This window comes from Yersinia sp. Marseille-Q5920 (assembly GCF_946902935.1).
GTDB classification, from domain to species: domain Bacteria; phylum Pseudomonadota; class Gammaproteobacteria; order Enterobacterales; family Enterobacteriaceae; genus Yersinia; species Yersinia rochesterensis.
This window is the reverse complement of the sequence record NZ_CAMPQA010000001.1, coordinates 474756-490615: the sequence shown is the minus strand read 5'-3', so window position 1 is coordinate 490615 and position 15860 is coordinate 474756. Positions and strand designations below refer to the sequence as shown.

Sequence of the window (15860 nt, the reverse complement as noted above, 5' to 3'; positions counted from 1 at the left end):
TACAACCCGCAGTAGGTTAGTGAAGGAGTTGTTGAACGTGCATGCCAGTAATCAAAATGAAGCGACAAACCGGACATCCCACGTTGGTTTGATCTTTATCCTGGGCTTGTTATCAATGCTGATGCCTTTGGCAATTGATATGTATCTGCCCAGTATGCCGATCATTGCACAGCAATTTGGTGTAGAAAGTGGCGCAGTACAGATGACGCTAAGCGCCTATGTGCTGGGGTTTGCCATCGGACAAATGTTTTATGGGCCCATGGCGGATAGCATCGGGCGCAAGCCGGTCATTTTCTGGGGAACGCTCATCTTTGCACTGGCAGGAATGGCCTGTGCTATGGCGCAATCAATCGAGCAACTGATTAATTTGCGTTTCTTGCACGGCTTATCAGCTGCCGCCGCCAGTGTTGTGATTAATGCATTGATGCGGGACATGTTCACCAAAGATGATTTCTCGCGCATGATGTCTTTTGTGGTCTTGGTGATGACAATCGCGCCGTTGCTGGCACCCATTATCGGCGGCGCGTTGCTGGTGTGGTTTAGCTGGCATGCCATTTTCTGGACGATGGCGGGAGCCGCATTGGTGGGGGCGATATTGGTTGCGTTGTTTATCAAAGAAACCTTGCCGAAGGAGAAACGGCAGAAGTTTCATTTGCGCACCACTATCGGCAATTTTGGCGCTTTATTCCGCCACAAGCAAGTTCTGAGCTATATGCTGGCCAGCGGTTTTTCTTTTGCAGGTATGTTCTCATTCCTCAGCGCCGGGCCGTTTGTTTATATTGATTTAAATGGAGTTTCTCCGCAGAACTTTGGCTATTACTTTGCGCTGAATATTGTTTTCTTATTCTTGATGACATTGATCAACAGCCGCAATGTTCGCCGCTTCGGGGCACTGAAAATGTTCCGTTTTGGTCTGTGGGTACAATTTGTGATGGGCATCTGGCTGCTGGTGGTGTGCGCCACCGGGTTAGGGTTCTGGGCGCTGGTACTGGGCGTCGCGGCTTATGTGGGCTGTATCGCGATGATTACCTCGAATGCCATGGCCGTCATTTTGGATGATTTCCCACATATGGCGGGGACGGCATCTTCTTTGGCGGGGACTTTACGTTTTGGTATCGGTGCGATAGTGGGGACGCTGTTGTCGATGGCACCATCGCGTAGCGCCTGGCCGATGGTCAGCTCAATGGCATTTTGTATTATCGCCGCCATGCTGTTGTATTTTTATGCCAGCCGACCACATAAAAATGCGGTGAAATAATCGCTATCAAGAAATGTGAGGGTCGATGTTCCCAAGCGCCCTCACGTTTATTATTTGTAGCCAATTTGTCAAATCACACCTTGTTTACTTCTCCTTTTCTCCGCCCTGTGCATGATTAAATATCGCCACAATTACTACTAAAAAAGACCGAATCCTTGCGCTCAATCAACATAATAAGCATGCATATCATTATCTATTGCATAGTTGTGTTTGACACCATATTGTTAACTTTTTGAGCGATGTTATAAAAAAGACGAAACTGTTATGACGTTATTTTTACGCGTTATTCTTACTCGTCACCGGGTGATGAATATCAATAAATTTATATATTTATCAATTAATTAAATTCATTTTATTTGGTTTGATTGACACTGAATTGTTCCTTAAATGTAAAATGTTGGCTGATATTAGGTAATGGGTTTGCAAGAAAAATGGTTGAGATAGACGCGATAAAGGTATAAAAATAACGAAAAATGGGATCTAAATCCCAAACCGGCAGTTTCAGTCTTGGCGCAACGGGCTGAATAAGGGTTGAAAACAGCACAAAAAATGGCATTGTAGATTTTAAGTTTCTAAATTGTTATCAACATTGTGTTTTGATGAGCTTTGGAGCAAGCACAATGACAATTTAGCGGCTATAACTTTAATCAGTGTGAGTCATTGTGGTGCTTTGTGAGTTTTTTTGAATTTTTATTTTTACTAGGAAAAATACGTGAATAATATCCAACTTTCGGTGGTACATCGTCTGCCGCAAAGTTACCGCTGGCTATCGGGATTTATCGGCGTAAAAGTTGAACCGATACCATTGACGGCGATAGACGATAGCAATAATGACCTCATGGGACTGAAGTTACTGAGCCATGATGGCGCTCATGCGCAAATTATCATGCAGCGGCTTCATCTCTCACTGCAAGAGATTCAAGTGGACTCCGCGATTGTGGAATGGGAAGGCGAGCCTTGCCTGTTTGTTCATCGTCAGGATGAAAGTGCCACTATGTGCCGCTTGAAAGATGTTGGGGTGGCGATTGCCGAGACCATGACAGCACTTTATCCCTTCTGATTTGGGATGAAGTGTTCGTCAGTTTTTTATGCTGACGTTTTCTGTGCCCTGACATCCTGATGCGCGCCAAATTAGTCAGAAAATTGCAATAATTGTTGGGTATATTGCTGTTTTGGCGCGGCAAAGATAGCCTGACAGTCACCTTGCTCCACCACTTCCCCCTGTTTCAACACAATCACTTGGTGGCAGAGTGACCGCACCACTTGCAAGTCATGGCTGATAAACAGGTAACTGAGTTGGTAGCGCTGCTGAAGGGATTTCAGCAAAGCCAGAATTTGCGCTTGTACCGATTTATCCAGTGATGAGGTTGGCTCATCGAGGATAAGTAACTGAGGTTGCAGGATAAGTGCCCGTGCAATAGCAATGCGCTGGCGCTGGCCACCGGAGAACTCAGTCGGATATCTATAGCGGCTGACTGGATCCAACCCGACTTCTTCCATCGCCTTAATCACGCGCTGCTCGCGATGCACAGCACTGAGTTTCTGATGCACTTCCAGCCCTTCAGCAATGATCTGCTGAATATTCAAGCGCGGGTTTAGCGCTGAGTACGGGTCTTGGAAAACCACCTGAATTCGGCTGCGATAAGGTAGCATTTGTTTGGGCGAGAGGTTGTGTAGCGGCTGGCCACTAAACCAAATCTCCCCTTTAGAGGGCAACAAGCGCAGTAAAGCTAAGCCGGTAGTGCTTTTCCCCGAGCCGGATTCCCCCACCAAACCTAAACTTTCACCGGGCTTTAACACAAAGCTGAGATCTTTCAGGGCATAGTGATGCGCGACAGTGCGGCGCAATAGGCCACGTTTAATCGCAAAAGCGACTTGTAGCCCTTTGACTTCAAGCAACGGTTGCTGGTCACTCTGGAGCGGCAGTGGGTCACCCTGTGGCTCGGCGTCTAATAATTGGCGAGTATAAGTATGCTGTGGTGCGCTAAACAGCGCCTGGCGGGTATTGTGCTCAACTACGCGCCCCTCACGCATCACGGCTACGTTATCGGCCAGCCGGCGGACGATATTCAGATTATGGGTGATAAACAGCAAGCTCATGCCCATCTCTTGTTTTAACTCTTTCAGCAAACTCAAAATCTGAGCTTGCACCGAAACATCCAGCGCGGTGGTGGGTTCATCGGCAATCAGTAATTTGGGCTGGGTCAGGACGGCCATGGCAATCATCACGCGCTGGCGTTCTCCACCGGAAAGCTGATGTGGGAAATCCGCTAATCGGCCTTTGGCATTGCGAATACCCACCCGATCAAGGCACTGAATAATTTCAGCTCTGGCGGCTTCCCGGCGCATACCGCGGTGCAGTGACAGCACTTCTGCCAGCTGTTTCTCAATAGTATGCAAGGGGTTTAAAGACACCATTGGCTCTTGGAAAATCATAGAAATCTTATCACCGCGAATGGCGCGTAATGTCGGCTCATCGGCATGTAACAGTGATTTTCCGGCAAACAGAATATCGCCGCTGGGGTAAACGACCGGTGGCGAGGGCAGCAGACGCAATATCGACAGGGCGGTAACACTCTTGCCCGAACCAGATTCCCCCACTAAAGCCAGTGTCTCACCGCTCTCTATTTGCAACGAAAGGTTGCTGACGACCTGGCGATCAACTCCCGCTTGGCGAAATGCAACACTGAGATTTTGAATGTCCAGAAGTGGAGAAGTCGCCATATCAGTACACCTTACTTGGGTCAAAGGCGTCACGCACTGCTTCGCCGATAAAGATCAACAGAGATAACAGCACGGCCAACACCAGGAATGCGGTGATGCCGAGCCAGGGAGCTTGAAGGTTATTTTTGCCCTCCAATAATAATCCGCCTAATGATGGCGACCCCATTGGCAAGCCGAAACCAAGGAAATCCAGTGAGGTGAGGGTGGTTATCGAGCCGCATAGAATAAAGGGTAAGAAGGTCAGGGTAGCCACCATGGCATTGGGCAGCATATGGCGCGACATAATCACGCGGTCACGCACTCCCATGGCCCTCGCTGCGCGGATATAGTCATAATTTCGGGTGCGCAGAAACTCAGCCCGAACCACACCGACCAGCCCCATCCAGCCGAATATGACGGTGATGGCTAATAACCACCAGAAATTCGGCTGTACAATACTGGACAGTAAAATCACTAAAAATAGGGTCGGCATACCAGACCAGACTTCAATAAATCGCTGGCCCCATAAATCAACTCTACCGCCGTAATAACCCTGAATTGCCCCGGCACAAATTCCAATCACACTAGAAAATAAGGTTAACGTTAGGCCAAATAACAGTGAGATACGAAAGCCATAAATAACTTTGGCCAATACATCGCCGCCAGTGCTGTCAGTGCCGAGCAAATTAGTGCGGCTGGGGGGCGAGGGGAAGGGCACATCGGTTGCGAAATTAATGGTGTTATTACTAAAGCGGATGGGTGCCCAAATCGCCCAGCCATTATCTTTAATGCGGCCAATCACATACGGGTCTTGATAATCAGCGGCCGTGGTTAAAATGCCACCAAAGGTTGATTCGGTGTAATTAACCATAAAGGGCATGTAAAATTTGCCCTGATAGCTCACCAGCAGCGGTTTGTCGTTAGCAATTAACTCGGCAAACAGGCTGATAATAAACAGTGTCAGGAAGATCCACAGTGACCAATAGCCACGGCGGTTTTGGCGAAAACGCGCCCAGCGGGCCTGATTAATAGCACTTAGCCGTTTCATCATTGGCGGCCCTCAAAATCAATCCGTGGGTCAACCAAGGTGTAGGTGATATCGCTGAGGATATTCAGCAGTAAACCAATCAGAGTAAAAATATAAAGAGTGCCAAACATCACCGGATAATCTCGTTGCAAGGTGGCGTCATAACCCAACAACCCTAAACCATTCAGTGAAAACATCACTTCGATCAACAATGACCCGGTGAAAAACATACTGATAAATGTCGCGGGGAAGCCCGCAATCACCAGCAACATGGCATTGCGAAATACATGGCGGTAAAGGATTTTTTCTTCAGGTAAGCCTTTGGCGCGGGCGGTGACCACATATTGTTTGCGGATTTCGTCCAGAAACGAGTTTTTGGTCAGCATGGTGAGTGTAGCAAAACCACCAATCACAGTAGCCAGCACCGGTAACGTGATGTGCCACAAATAGTCGGTTATTTTGCCGTACCACGGCAGGGTATCCCAGTTGCTTGATACCAGCCCGCGCAGTGGGAATAGATCGAAATAACTGCCGCCGGAGAACAGCACCACCAGTAAAATGGCGAATAAAAACGAAGGAATGGCATAGCCAATAATAATTAAGGTACTGCTCCAGGTATCAAAAGCCGAGCCATTACGCACCGCCTTTTTAATCCCCAAAGGAATGGAAACCAGATAAATAATCAGCGTGCTCCATAGCCCAAGTGAAATAGATACCGGCAGGCTATGTTTTATCAATGACATGACAGATTCGCCGCGAAACAGGCTGTCACCAAAATCAAAGCGCGCATAGCTCCAGAGCATATCGAAATAGCGCTGATGTAGCGGCTTGTCAAAGCCAAAGCGCTGTTTGATTTCGGCAATAACTTCCGGGTCTAACCCTCGAGAACCGCGATAGTTACTGTCCCCAACTTGCGCCGCATTCAACCCGACTTTCGCACCACCTAATCCGCCATCACCACCACCGGTGCTATATCCGCTGGAATGACCCAGTTCAATGTTGGCTATCGCCTGATCTACCGGGCCACCTGGGGCGATTTGTACAATGAAAAAGTTAATAGTAATAATTGCCCACAAGGTGGGAATGACCAGCAACAATCGCCGTAATAGATATGCGCCCACACCGCCCCCTAATGATGTTCTGTTGGCAGGCGACCTGCCTTGTTGACATCCAACCACCAGCTATCAAAGCCGAGCGAATATGTGGGCCTGTCCGCTGGCATCGAAAACTTATCCCAATAAGCAAAACGAGCATGGTTGGAATACCACATTGGGATCATCAAATAATTCCAGGTCAACACGCGATCCAGTGCACGGCCAAGAGACAGCAATGCTTCTGGCTGTTCCTGATGTTTAACAATCTGTTCAATCAATTGGTCGATAGCCGGATCTTTAATACCCGAGGCGTTATAGCTGGAATCAATATAAGCCGAACTCCACAAAATTTGCAGATTTGGGCTAGGGTAAGGGAAAGCGCTATAAACCGTCGGGATCATATCGTAATCTCGGCTGCGCAGGCGGTTAACAAATTGAGAGCTGTCCACCTCGCGGATATTCATGGTTATCCCCAAACGTTGCAAATTATGCTTAAACGGCTGAACGTATTGGAAGTTACTGCCGCTGAGTAACAGCAACTCAAAGACAAAAGGTTTGCCCGTTTTGCTGTTGATTAATTGCTGATTTTTCACTTCCCAACCCGCTTCACTCAGCAATTCGCGTGCTTTTAATAGATTATCCCGCGCGTTACCGCTGCCGTCAGTTTGAGGAGGCTGATAAATTTGTGTGAAAACTTCCGGCGGTATTTTACCTTTTAGCGGAGCCAGCCACGCTAATTCCGCGCTGTTCGGATAACCTTTAGCGGCATATTCAGTGTTCTGGAAGAAACTATTAGTGCGCTGATAACTATTGAAATAAAAAGCTTTATTCATCCAGTCAAAATCAAAGGCTAATGTCAGTGCTTCACGAACTCGGCGGTCGCTAAAAATAGGGCGCTGGACATTAAATGCCAGCCAGCGGGTGTTCTGCGCAGAGTTATCGAGGATATCCTGTTTGACGATATAATTTTTCGCAAAGTTGCCGCCCACATATTGTGTCGCCCAGCTTTTTGGTGATGTTTCTTCACGGAAATCAAAGGCACCGGCTTTAAATGCTTCCAGCGCGACTTTATCGTCTAAATAATAATCATAACGGATGGTGTCAAAATTATATTGCCCACGATTGACCGGTAAATTGGCTGCCCAATAGTCTCTGACCCGCTCATAAGTAATGAATTGGCCCATTTTATATTTGCCAATACGATAGGGGCCGCTGCTAACTGGCGGTTTACTGAGCGGTTCACTGAGTTTATGGTCTTTCCAGAAATGCTCGGGCATTACCGGTAAGCCAAATAGGCCCAGCATCTTATCTTTATTCGGTTCTGGGAATTCAAAACGCACAGTCAGTCGCGAAATCGCTTTTACTTGCACACCTTTATAAACAATTCGAAATTGTGGGACACCCTCGCTCATGAATTTATTGAAAGTGAATGCCACATCTTGCGCAGTAATGGGTTTGCCATCATGAAAACGAGCGCGAGGATTAATATCCACTTCAATCCAGTGAAAGTCGGGGGCAAAACGCGCTGACTCGGCAATTAAGGGATAATAACTGCCAATCTCATCGTCCGAAGTAGAGAACAATGAGTCATACAGCCGTTCAGTACGCACCGCCGGGTTGCCACGCAGTGCATAGCGGTTGAAGTTATCAAAGGTACCAATTGCTGAGAGCGTAATGTCTCCGCCTTTGGGGGCAGCCGGATTGACATAATCAAAATGGCTAAAATCTGATGAGTATTTCGGTTCGCCCAATATGGCAAAAGAGCTACCTTCTTTAATGGTTTCAGCTTGCAGACCAAAGCTCAGGACTGATAGCGTCAAGGCAGCATATAGGCGTAACAACATATTGGTGGTGATCTCCTGCTGTTATTTGCGTAGTCATAATCTTAAATGAAATTACCAGTTTACAGGGGTAAAGCAAACATTAAGCCAATGAGTTTTTGTTACGAAGTTTTTTGCGTACAAAACTCGACTAAATCCTCAACAGATAGCGGCTTGCTAAGTAGATAGCCTTGCAGGAAGTTGACCCCGTGTTGTGTCAAATACTGGAGCTGTTGTTCCGTTTCGACACCTTCAGCGACGGTTTCAATATTGAGCTTGCTCGCTAACATTAATACTGCATCTAATACCGGTGCTGCAACAGTATTAATGCCTATAGTGCTGACAAAACCACGATCAATTTTAATATAGTCTAAAGTAAAACGTTCTAAATAAATCAGCGCGCTGTGTCCGGTGCCAAAGTCATCAACAGCGATTTGTATCCCTTGAGAGCGTAACCAAGCAAACTGTTTAATAGCTAACTCCTCTTCAACCATACCCCGCTCTGTTATCTCAAATACTGGAGAATACACATCGGTATTTAATTGTTGTAACATTTGAGTGACATCTTTGCGGAAATCATCATCAGTAAGATGAACCGGGGAGATATTAATGGCCAATTTAATTCCTGCTGGAAGGTGGGCTGCCATTAATTCACTGTCTCTAATGATTAATTCAAATAAATGCCGGGTCAGAGGTTGAATCAGATGCTGAGTTTCTGCATAGGGAATAAAAAGGTCTGGGGAAATACGTCCTTCAATCGGATGTTGCCAGCGGATAAGCGCTTCCAATCCTGATAGGGAGCGGTCATCAGACCGGAATGCGGGCTGATATTCAACAAAGAATTCACCCCGACGAATACCACGCAAAATTTCAGCTTCCGCACTTTGACTGGCAATTAAAATATAATAAGCCAAGATACCGACTAGCCCTGCGAGTAATACCCCCCCTAACAAAGTCATTCGAATATCATCCGCAGTGAGGCTGGTATGATAAATCAATATTTTAATTGGATAACCAGGTAATTGAACTTCACGCGTATCACGTATGGGTAACTGGCTGATAGGCATGACTTTAGAGTCAAATGTTGTGACTGCTAGTTCATCAATAATAATAGCTAATCCGTTGACCTGATTATTGGCGTTGTTTAGTAACAGATAGGGATGTAAATTCAGTTCGAGTGTTGCTAATACGCCGGTATTACCGCGTCCAGCTTCACGCAGCCATACGCCAATTGCCGGTTTGCTCGGCATCATTGGTGTACCTTGTTGAATTTTAAAATCCAAAGGCTGAGTGACATTCATTTTGGGGTATAACGCGCTGACAGGCGTATTCATTTCCCCCGTTGCTGAAGAGCAATAGGTAATATCATCCCGAACCAATAAGAAAGCTCGGACACCATTGGTAAATGCCGCCCGATAGTGCAGAGCTGAACTGGCCTGTTCACAACTTTTTGCACTTAGCGGGATAAGCTGAGACATAGTTGTCGTCAGTTCATTAAGGAACTGGGATGAATAGGAGATAATATGATCGCTTTGTGTTGTTAGTTTACTTTCACTGCTGCGATAAAGTAATGACAAAGTAATAACAACAAAAAATATAAAGAAACAAAGTGCTAGGATGACACTTTTTTTAACAAGATGGCGTCTGGATAAAATATTGCGGGAGAACGCACTGTTTGAACCCATGTTACGCCGCTCCTCAGCATGATCGATAAAGTGTTATGAATATAAGTAAGTTAGCAGCACAGCGCTGCCGATTTGCCAGGGAGCATTATTGACATTAATAAACTTATCGAGTTGAAATTCAATCTAATATAAAGCAAAGATACCATGTAAATGCATCAAATATGTGGTGCCAGTGAAATTCATTTGTATTGGCGTCTTTTAGAAAAACATATCCATAGAACAGATTTTCAGCTTAGTAATACAATTGACTTAATTCCAAAAAGGATAATCGTAGTTGATATGTCTTAGTGTCAGGGAACTCTTGGTTTAGCGGGGCTAATTCTACACAGAATATTCTTGAGTTTCGCTGTTTTTAGCAAAAAAGGACATTTCCTACAAAAGTGAGGCAATAGGACTACAAGAACTATATTTCGGTAATAAGAACGATTTCGGCAATAAAAAACGCTGCCAATGGCAGCGTTTCATCGTTTCGTTTGGTATCTCGGACAACAGGAATAAAATCAGTTAGCTGCGCGAACCACTACTTAGCACTCGCCGGCCATCACGATAACGCTTATTCCAATAATCTTCATTTAGACTCGATATTGTCACACCGACACTGGTCGATGCATGTACAAATTTATCGTTACCTAAGTAGATACCTACATGACGACCTGTCGATCCTGCTCGGAACAGCACCAAATCACCCGGGCGCAACTTAGTACGTTGGATTTTCTTGCCAATATCTTGCTGCTCAGAGGTTGAGCGTGGCAAATCCATACCAAATTGTTCACGGAAAGTGGTTTGTACAAACGCAGAACAATCAATACCGCGTTTGGTGCTACCGCCTAAACGATAACGAACCCCTTTCCACCCTGCATACTGTTCTAAAATTTTCGACTTGACGTCAACGTTGCGCACCATCGCTTCGAATTCATCCTGAGAGGCTTGCAGTAAAAGCCCATCTTTGTCATTAACTGCACGCATCTCAGTTTGCGTATTATGTACGTTCGAACTCTGTGGTGAACTACACGCGGATAACATTACCGCTGCTGCAACCGCAGGAATGACCCGCAGAATATATCTCATAATAGGTTGAGACTTGACCATTGTTGTTGTTTTCCCTTGCTGTCCTTACGACGGATGTCGCTACCAAAAATACCAAACGAATCGAGATTATTGATTGTGGTCTGATGAGACAATCACTTAACCAAATAAATGTGCAGGAACGCACAATATTAATCAGGATAGTGGTGAAATGCCGGTATCCGAGCACAAACGTTTTTGAGATTACCGTAATGATTAATAAAAGGCGAGAGCTTTTATGCCCATAATTTTACAAAATGTTAATGTAATATTATATATTAAATGCAGATAGCTGAATTTATGGCCGTTTGGTGATAATAAAGGTGTGTAATCATTAATGGCGGTTGGAGCAAAAAAGTCTATTTTTGCTCCAAAATAAAGCAGGGGGCGGGTTACTGACATTTTGAGCCCGGCAGATTTCGGTTAATGGCATCAATGAGTTTATCACTAAGTGGTGTCAGCAATATCCAACTTATCCCGACCAAGACGACTGAAAGCGAGCCAACAGCAATATCAGTAAACCAATGCGCGCCAATCATTATTCGTGGCATAGAGAAAACCACCACGATGACTAAAGCGATGGCAAAAGCACCCCGAGAGAAATAGCGCCACATAAAGCAGGTAAAAATAATCAGCATCATGCCATGGTCGCCGGGGAAGCTATCACTGGATGCGTCTTTGGTCGGAATACCCGTTAATTCGCTGACGCGATTAATATTCTCAAAAACCGTGGTTCGCTGGAATATACCAAGAGAAAAACAGGGCTATTCCAAGTAAATTAAGCAGTAATATTACCGGCAAATTACGACGGGTCATGCGGTGGCCTTTAATCTAAAAATGGTCAATGTAAGAATGGTGCGGTAAATAAATTTGGCAGCATTATACCTCCTTCTGTAGTCGAGCCCTGAGTAATTCATGCTGTAATACATTCCAATCGGGGTCAGTGATGCTAATGAGTTCAATCCGGCTATCGAGTGGTGGAACTTGGCGTGTTTCAATTTTCAAATCATGGCCTTGTCGGTTAACCACAAGAGTGCCCTCAGGAATACGCATCACACCTTTGATTCGCTCCACTGGATTTAACCGCACCCACTCCAATAATCGCATTGTGTCAAATACGGTATCCGCATTAAATACCCAACCACAGCTCAGATAACCTTGACCCTGATTAAGGGCGCGACGCCAAGGTTCGTTACCTTTCAAGCTCAATGCGGCCAATCCTTTTTGTCGGGTTGAGCTGTGGTGATGTGCACCGTCGGGTAATTGATCATTATTACTGTGCGGTATATCCAGCAGAGCAACATCAATCTTCCCTTGTTCTGCATAATAAAGTGGGCGTGATACCGGCTGTTGTTCATACCATTGCTGTAATACAACATAATCCGTCTCGTTATAGGCATCCTGTTTATTTGCCACGAGGATGTCGGCTGCGGCTAATTGGTCACGGAAATTTTCATTTTCTGTATAGCGGGGATCACTTAACTGGCGGGCGTCAAGCAAGCTGAGAGTGGCATGCAGAGAAATCCAGGGTTGGTAAATTTCAGAGGTTAATAAGGATAGAATCTGTTTTGGGTGGCCCAACCCCGTAGGTTCGATGAGTAAACGATCCGGTTTTGCCTGTTGGAGCAACATATTTAAACCAACTTGCATGGGAAGGCCATTCACACAGCACATGCACCCACCGGGTATTTCTTTTAATACGGCACCGCTATCAGCTAATAACGCCCCATCAATACCGATCTCCCCGAATTCATTAACCAGAACTGCCCATTTTTCATTTTCTGGTTTTTGTGACAATAAATGACGAATAGTGGTGGTCTTGCCACAGCCCAAAAAACCGGTAATCAAGTTCGTTTTTGTCATCAGAGGTCTCCTACCGTAAATTTATTTTCAATACGCTCTTAAGAAAAAGCTCAAGTGTGCCGATATACCCAGGTGAGGATATAACACTAGCCAAGCTTATTATTAAACGAAAAAGGCGAAAAGATAGACAATTTCCTAGGTGAGTTAAGAACCTTGCCTAATTGCATTGCAAAGCTCTGGAATAGAATTCACTTCTACGAGGAATCTTAGTGAGTTATAGACGGAATAGAGCAATAAAAAATGCTCTGTCATTCCCATCGCTCTGGCTGGAATCCTCTATCATTTAAAATGACGGATATGAGAGTCGAGGTGGTTATGAATAATTTTCGAGTGCTGATTATCGTAGCAATAATGTTTTCATGGATAGTATCTTTTGCTGCAAGTAGTGCGCAATCCACCCTGTCTGTAACAGGAACAATTACTTTTTCCGGTGCCATTGTAGAAAGCCCATGTGATACTTCATTCGCAAACCAAACGATAACCACGAGCTGTTATCGCAATGGTGAAACTCTGACTCAACGACAAGAACTCTCACGTAATATGTCTCTAACTTCTCGGTTGCCTAATCAGTTGGCATCTTCACGTATGGAATGGCTGAATCCACAACGTAGTTTGGGAATTTTAACCGTCAGTTACCTTTAATATTTCAGATTAATTTAATGATCCTATCATAAAGACGGCTTATCACATTGATAAGCCGTTGTCGTTTGTCGGATATATTATGCTGCAATGAAATTGTTTGACCTCAATGAAATTGTTTGACCACATGATATACTGCATGTTATTCACACACCCTTTGGTCAGGCCAATTTGGCATTTTAATGCCAATACCTGATGCAGGAAATAAGGTTATGCGGTTATATCAGGAAGTCGGCAGTCAGCTGCGTGAAGCAATTATCAGTGGGCAATACAATTTGGGCGATCGTTTACCGCCTGAGCGTGATATTGCCGAAAACTTCAGCGTCAGCCGTAGTGTGGTACGTGAAGCACTGATCATGCTAGAGCTGGAAAAGTTAGTGGAAGTGCGTAAAGGTTCGGGCGTCTACGTGGTGAATGTCCCCGATAGGTCTGCATATGGGGAGTCTGTCGTGTCAACCGACAGTGGTTACGGCCCATTTGAACTGCTGCAAGCCCGCCAATTGTTGGAAAGTGAAGTCGCTGCTTTTGCCGCCATGCAAGCAACCAAAGCTGACATTATTAAAATGCGCCAAGCCATTGAGCAGGAAAAGACCGCATTAGATGCCGGCGCAGTGGATGAAAGTGCGGACGAATTGTTCCACTGCTTATTGGCGCAATCGACGCAAAATAGTGTATTGGCGAATATGGTCGCGGAAGCATGGCAGGCGAGAAAAACCAGCGCCATGTGGCAAGGGGCACATAGTCATACCCTAGATTTTAGTTACCGCTGGCAATGGATGGAAGACCATCAAAAAATCCTGCAAGCGGTGTTGCGCCGAGATAGCAAAGCAGCCAAGCAAGCCATGTGGCAGCATTTAGAAAATGTAAAATTAAAATTACTCGAGATTTCTGATGCTGATCATCCTGATTTTGATGGGTATTTGTTTGAGTCTGCACCTTATCAGCTTGAAGAATAATTTGCCCTTCGGCCTTGAAGTTACAGGGGTGTTGGCTACGCTTACGCACTCGATTAGAAAGAATGAGCCCCATTCTTGAGGCTCATTCTGTAAGCTCGCTAAAATTAAGCCTGTTGTGCCAAACGTTTCACACTTTCTTTCGCACCAAACTGTTGTAGGCTGAGATATGCTTCTGTCACGGCACGAACAAATTCGGGTTGTTGTGGCAGGGCTTCACCAAACAGTGATTTCAGGGACAGTAAGCTCTCGACTCTGGCAATACCATCCTCGCTATTCTCAACGCATTTTTTGAAGCTATCTACCATTGGGTCACGAATATCAATAGGTTCGCCGTTGTCATCCACACCGCTTACATAACGCATCCAGCCGGCGATACCCAATGCCAGGCAACGATATGGCCCGCCGTTTTGTAAATGCCAGCGTACTGAATCCAACATCCGTTGTGGCAATTTCTGACTACCGTCCATGGCAATTTGCCAGGTGCGGTGTTTTAACGACGGGTTGCTGTAACGTTCAATCAATTGATCAGCATAAGCATTCAAATCAATGCCGGTAACACGCAGTGTTGGAGCTTGTTCATCCATCATTAAGCGACGGGCGGTCAGACGATAATTTTCATCCGCCATGCAGTCATTAATATGCTGATAACCTGCCAGATAACCCAGGTAAGAGAGGTAAGAATGGCTACCATTCAACATGCGCAACTTCATTTCTTCAAAGGGCAAAACATCATCGACTAATTGTACCCCTGCAACTTGCCAGTCAGGGCGACCTGCCACAAATTTGTCTTCGACGACCCATTGAATGAACGGCTCACAGGCAATACCACAAGGATCGGCAACCCCCAGTGTCTCTGCGATTTGCTGCAATGTTTCTGCTGTTGCAGCGGGAACGATGCGGTCGACCATAGTGTTGGGGAACGTAACATTTTGTTCTATCCAACTGGCCAGTTCGGGGTCACGGGCAGTAGCCAAACCGAGGACGGCATTTTTTACCACATGGCCGTTTTCTGGAATGTTGTCGCATGAAAGAACGGTGAAAGCTTGCAGCCCTCGTAGGCGGCGTAACCGCAGAGCCTCAACCAGAATACCGGGGGCGGAAGTCGGGGCATCAGGGATAGCCAGGTCGGCAAGTACAAACTCATTGCGCAGATCCAGTTGGCCAGTTCCCGGCTCGATGCAGTAACCTTTTTCAGTAATGGTCAGCGAAACAATGGCCACTTGTGGTTCGGCCAATTTCTCCAGAACTTGCATGACACCATCTAATCGAGCATGTACCGACTCACAAACCGACCCAACAACAATGGCTTGATTACTTTGCGCGCCTTTTTCCAGCACAGAGAAAAGATGATCCTGTTGGCGCAAATTTTGGATCAAGACATCAGCACCAAACAAGCTGACCTCACAGATACCCCAGTCGCCCCCTTGTTTATTTAAAACTCGATCAGTCAGTAGAGCTTGATGCGCGCGGTGAAATGCGCCAAAACCGATGTGAACAATACGGCTTTTCAGTGCAGTTCTATCATAAGTTGGCAGCTGTACGGTATCGGGTAGGTGGCTGTTGGCAATAGTGTTCATACGTGGCTCCAGAATCATTCACCCCATGGGTATAGCAAAGGGGATGGTGATAGATAAAAAGTTGTTAGACCAGTTTAATTTGGCTTCTGTACTAAAAAAACCACACCATACGGATCGTTTTCTTTTGTTCGTTATCATGCAATATCGGCTTGCAGTGTAAAGGCATATGACAG

Annotated in this window: 12 protein-coding genes and 1 pseudogene; 4 read left to right on the top strand and 9 right to left on the bottom strand. The window is 45.7% G+C overall.

The window, feature by feature from the left end; all coding sequences use genetic code 11:
* Positions 1-37 precede the first annotated feature (37 nt).
* Positions 38-1258 carry a Bcr/CflA family multidrug efflux MFS transporter gene (locus tag OVO64_RS02435; protein ID WP_038631934.1) on the top strand — a complete coding sequence of 407 codons (1221 nt, stop codon included), beginning with the start codon at positions 38-40 and terminating at the stop codon, positions 1256-1258.
* A 712-nt stretch (positions 1259-1970) separates the two neighbouring features.
* Positions 1971-2318: a YejG family protein gene (locus OVO64_RS02430; protein ID WP_038631938.1), complete on the top strand. Its 348-nt coding sequence runs from the start codon at positions 1971-1973 to the stop codon at positions 2316-2318.
* A gap of 71 nt (positions 2319-2389) precedes the next feature.
* On the opposite strand, the gene yejF is transcribed toward OVO64_RS02430, so the two are convergent.
* The 8 genes and pseudogenes from yejF to OVO64_RS02390 form a co-directional block, all read right to left on the bottom strand.
* Complete coding sequence (yejF, locus tag OVO64_RS02425; protein ID WP_050291315.1) at positions 2390-3982, bottom strand: microcin C ABC transporter ATP-binding protein YejF; 1593 nt, start codon at positions 3980-3982, stop codon at positions 2390-2392.
* Position 3983: 1 nt separating this feature from the next.
* Complete coding sequence (locus OVO64_RS02420; protein WP_050291414.1) at positions 3984-5009, bottom strand: ABC transporter permease; 1026 nt, start codon at positions 5007-5009, stop codon at positions 3984-3986.
* Positions 5009-6109: a microcin C ABC transporter permease YejB gene (locus OVO64_RS02415; protein WP_038631942.1), complete on the bottom strand. Its 1101-nt coding sequence runs from the start codon at positions 6107-6109 to the stop codon at positions 5009-5011. Before OVO64_RS02415 ends, OVO64_RS02420 begins: the two co-directional genes overlap by 1 nt.
* An 8-nt stretch (positions 6110-6117) precedes the next feature.
* Entirely contained in the window at positions 6118-7926 is a 1809-nt protein-coding gene (locus OVO64_RS02410) for an extracellular solute-binding protein (RefSeq protein ID WP_038631944.1), read from the bottom strand.
* 98 nt (positions 7927-8024) lie between these two features.
* Positions 8025-9587 carry a cyclic di-GMP phosphodiesterase gene (locus tag OVO64_RS02405; RefSeq protein WP_038631946.1) on the bottom strand — a complete coding sequence of 521 codons (1563 nt, stop codon included), beginning with the start codon at positions 9585-9587 and terminating at the stop codon, positions 8025-8027.
* Between the two features lie 504 nt (positions 9588-10091).
* Positions 10092-10676 carry a bifunctional murein DD-endopeptidase/murein LD-carboxypeptidase gene (mepS, locus tag OVO64_RS02400; protein WP_038631948.1) on the bottom strand — a complete coding sequence of 195 codons (585 nt, stop codon included), beginning with the start codon at positions 10674-10676 and terminating at the stop codon, positions 10092-10094.
* A gap of 368 nt (positions 10677-11044) precedes the next feature.
* A pseudogene (locus tag OVO64_RS02395) lies at positions 11045-11468 on the bottom strand (phosphatase PAP2 family protein).
* A gap of 63 nt (positions 11469-11531) precedes the next feature.
* Positions 11532-12515, bottom strand: coding sequence for a CobW family GTP-binding protein (locus OVO64_RS02390; protein ID WP_038631952.1), 984 nt, complete (start codon positions 12513-12515; stop codon positions 11532-11534).
* Between the two features lie 315 nt (positions 12516-12830).
* Here OVO64_RS02390 and OVO64_RS02385 point away from each other — a divergent pair, with 315 nt between their 5' ends.
* Both OVO64_RS02385 and OVO64_RS02380 read left to right on the top strand, forming a co-directional pair.
* Positions 12831-13157, top strand: coding sequence for a type 1 fimbrial protein (locus OVO64_RS02385; protein ID WP_038639433.1), 327 nt, complete (start codon positions 12831-12833; stop codon positions 13155-13157).
* A 209-nt stretch (positions 13158-13366) separates the two neighbouring features.
* Positions 13367-14110, top strand: a complete 744-nt coding sequence (locus OVO64_RS02380; protein ID WP_038631954.1) for a GntR family transcriptional regulator — start codon at positions 13367-13369, stop codon at positions 14108-14110.
* Between the two features lie 104 nt (positions 14111-14214).
* Here OVO64_RS02380 and OVO64_RS02375 read toward each other — a convergent pair whose 3' ends face one another.
* The gene (locus OVO64_RS02375; RefSeq protein ID WP_120011326.1) at positions 14215-15687 is read right to left on the bottom strand and encodes a mannitol dehydrogenase family protein; all 1473 of its coding nucleotides are present in this window, start codon (positions 15685-15687) and stop codon (positions 14215-14217) included.
* Positions 15688-15860: the final 173 nt, after the last annotated feature.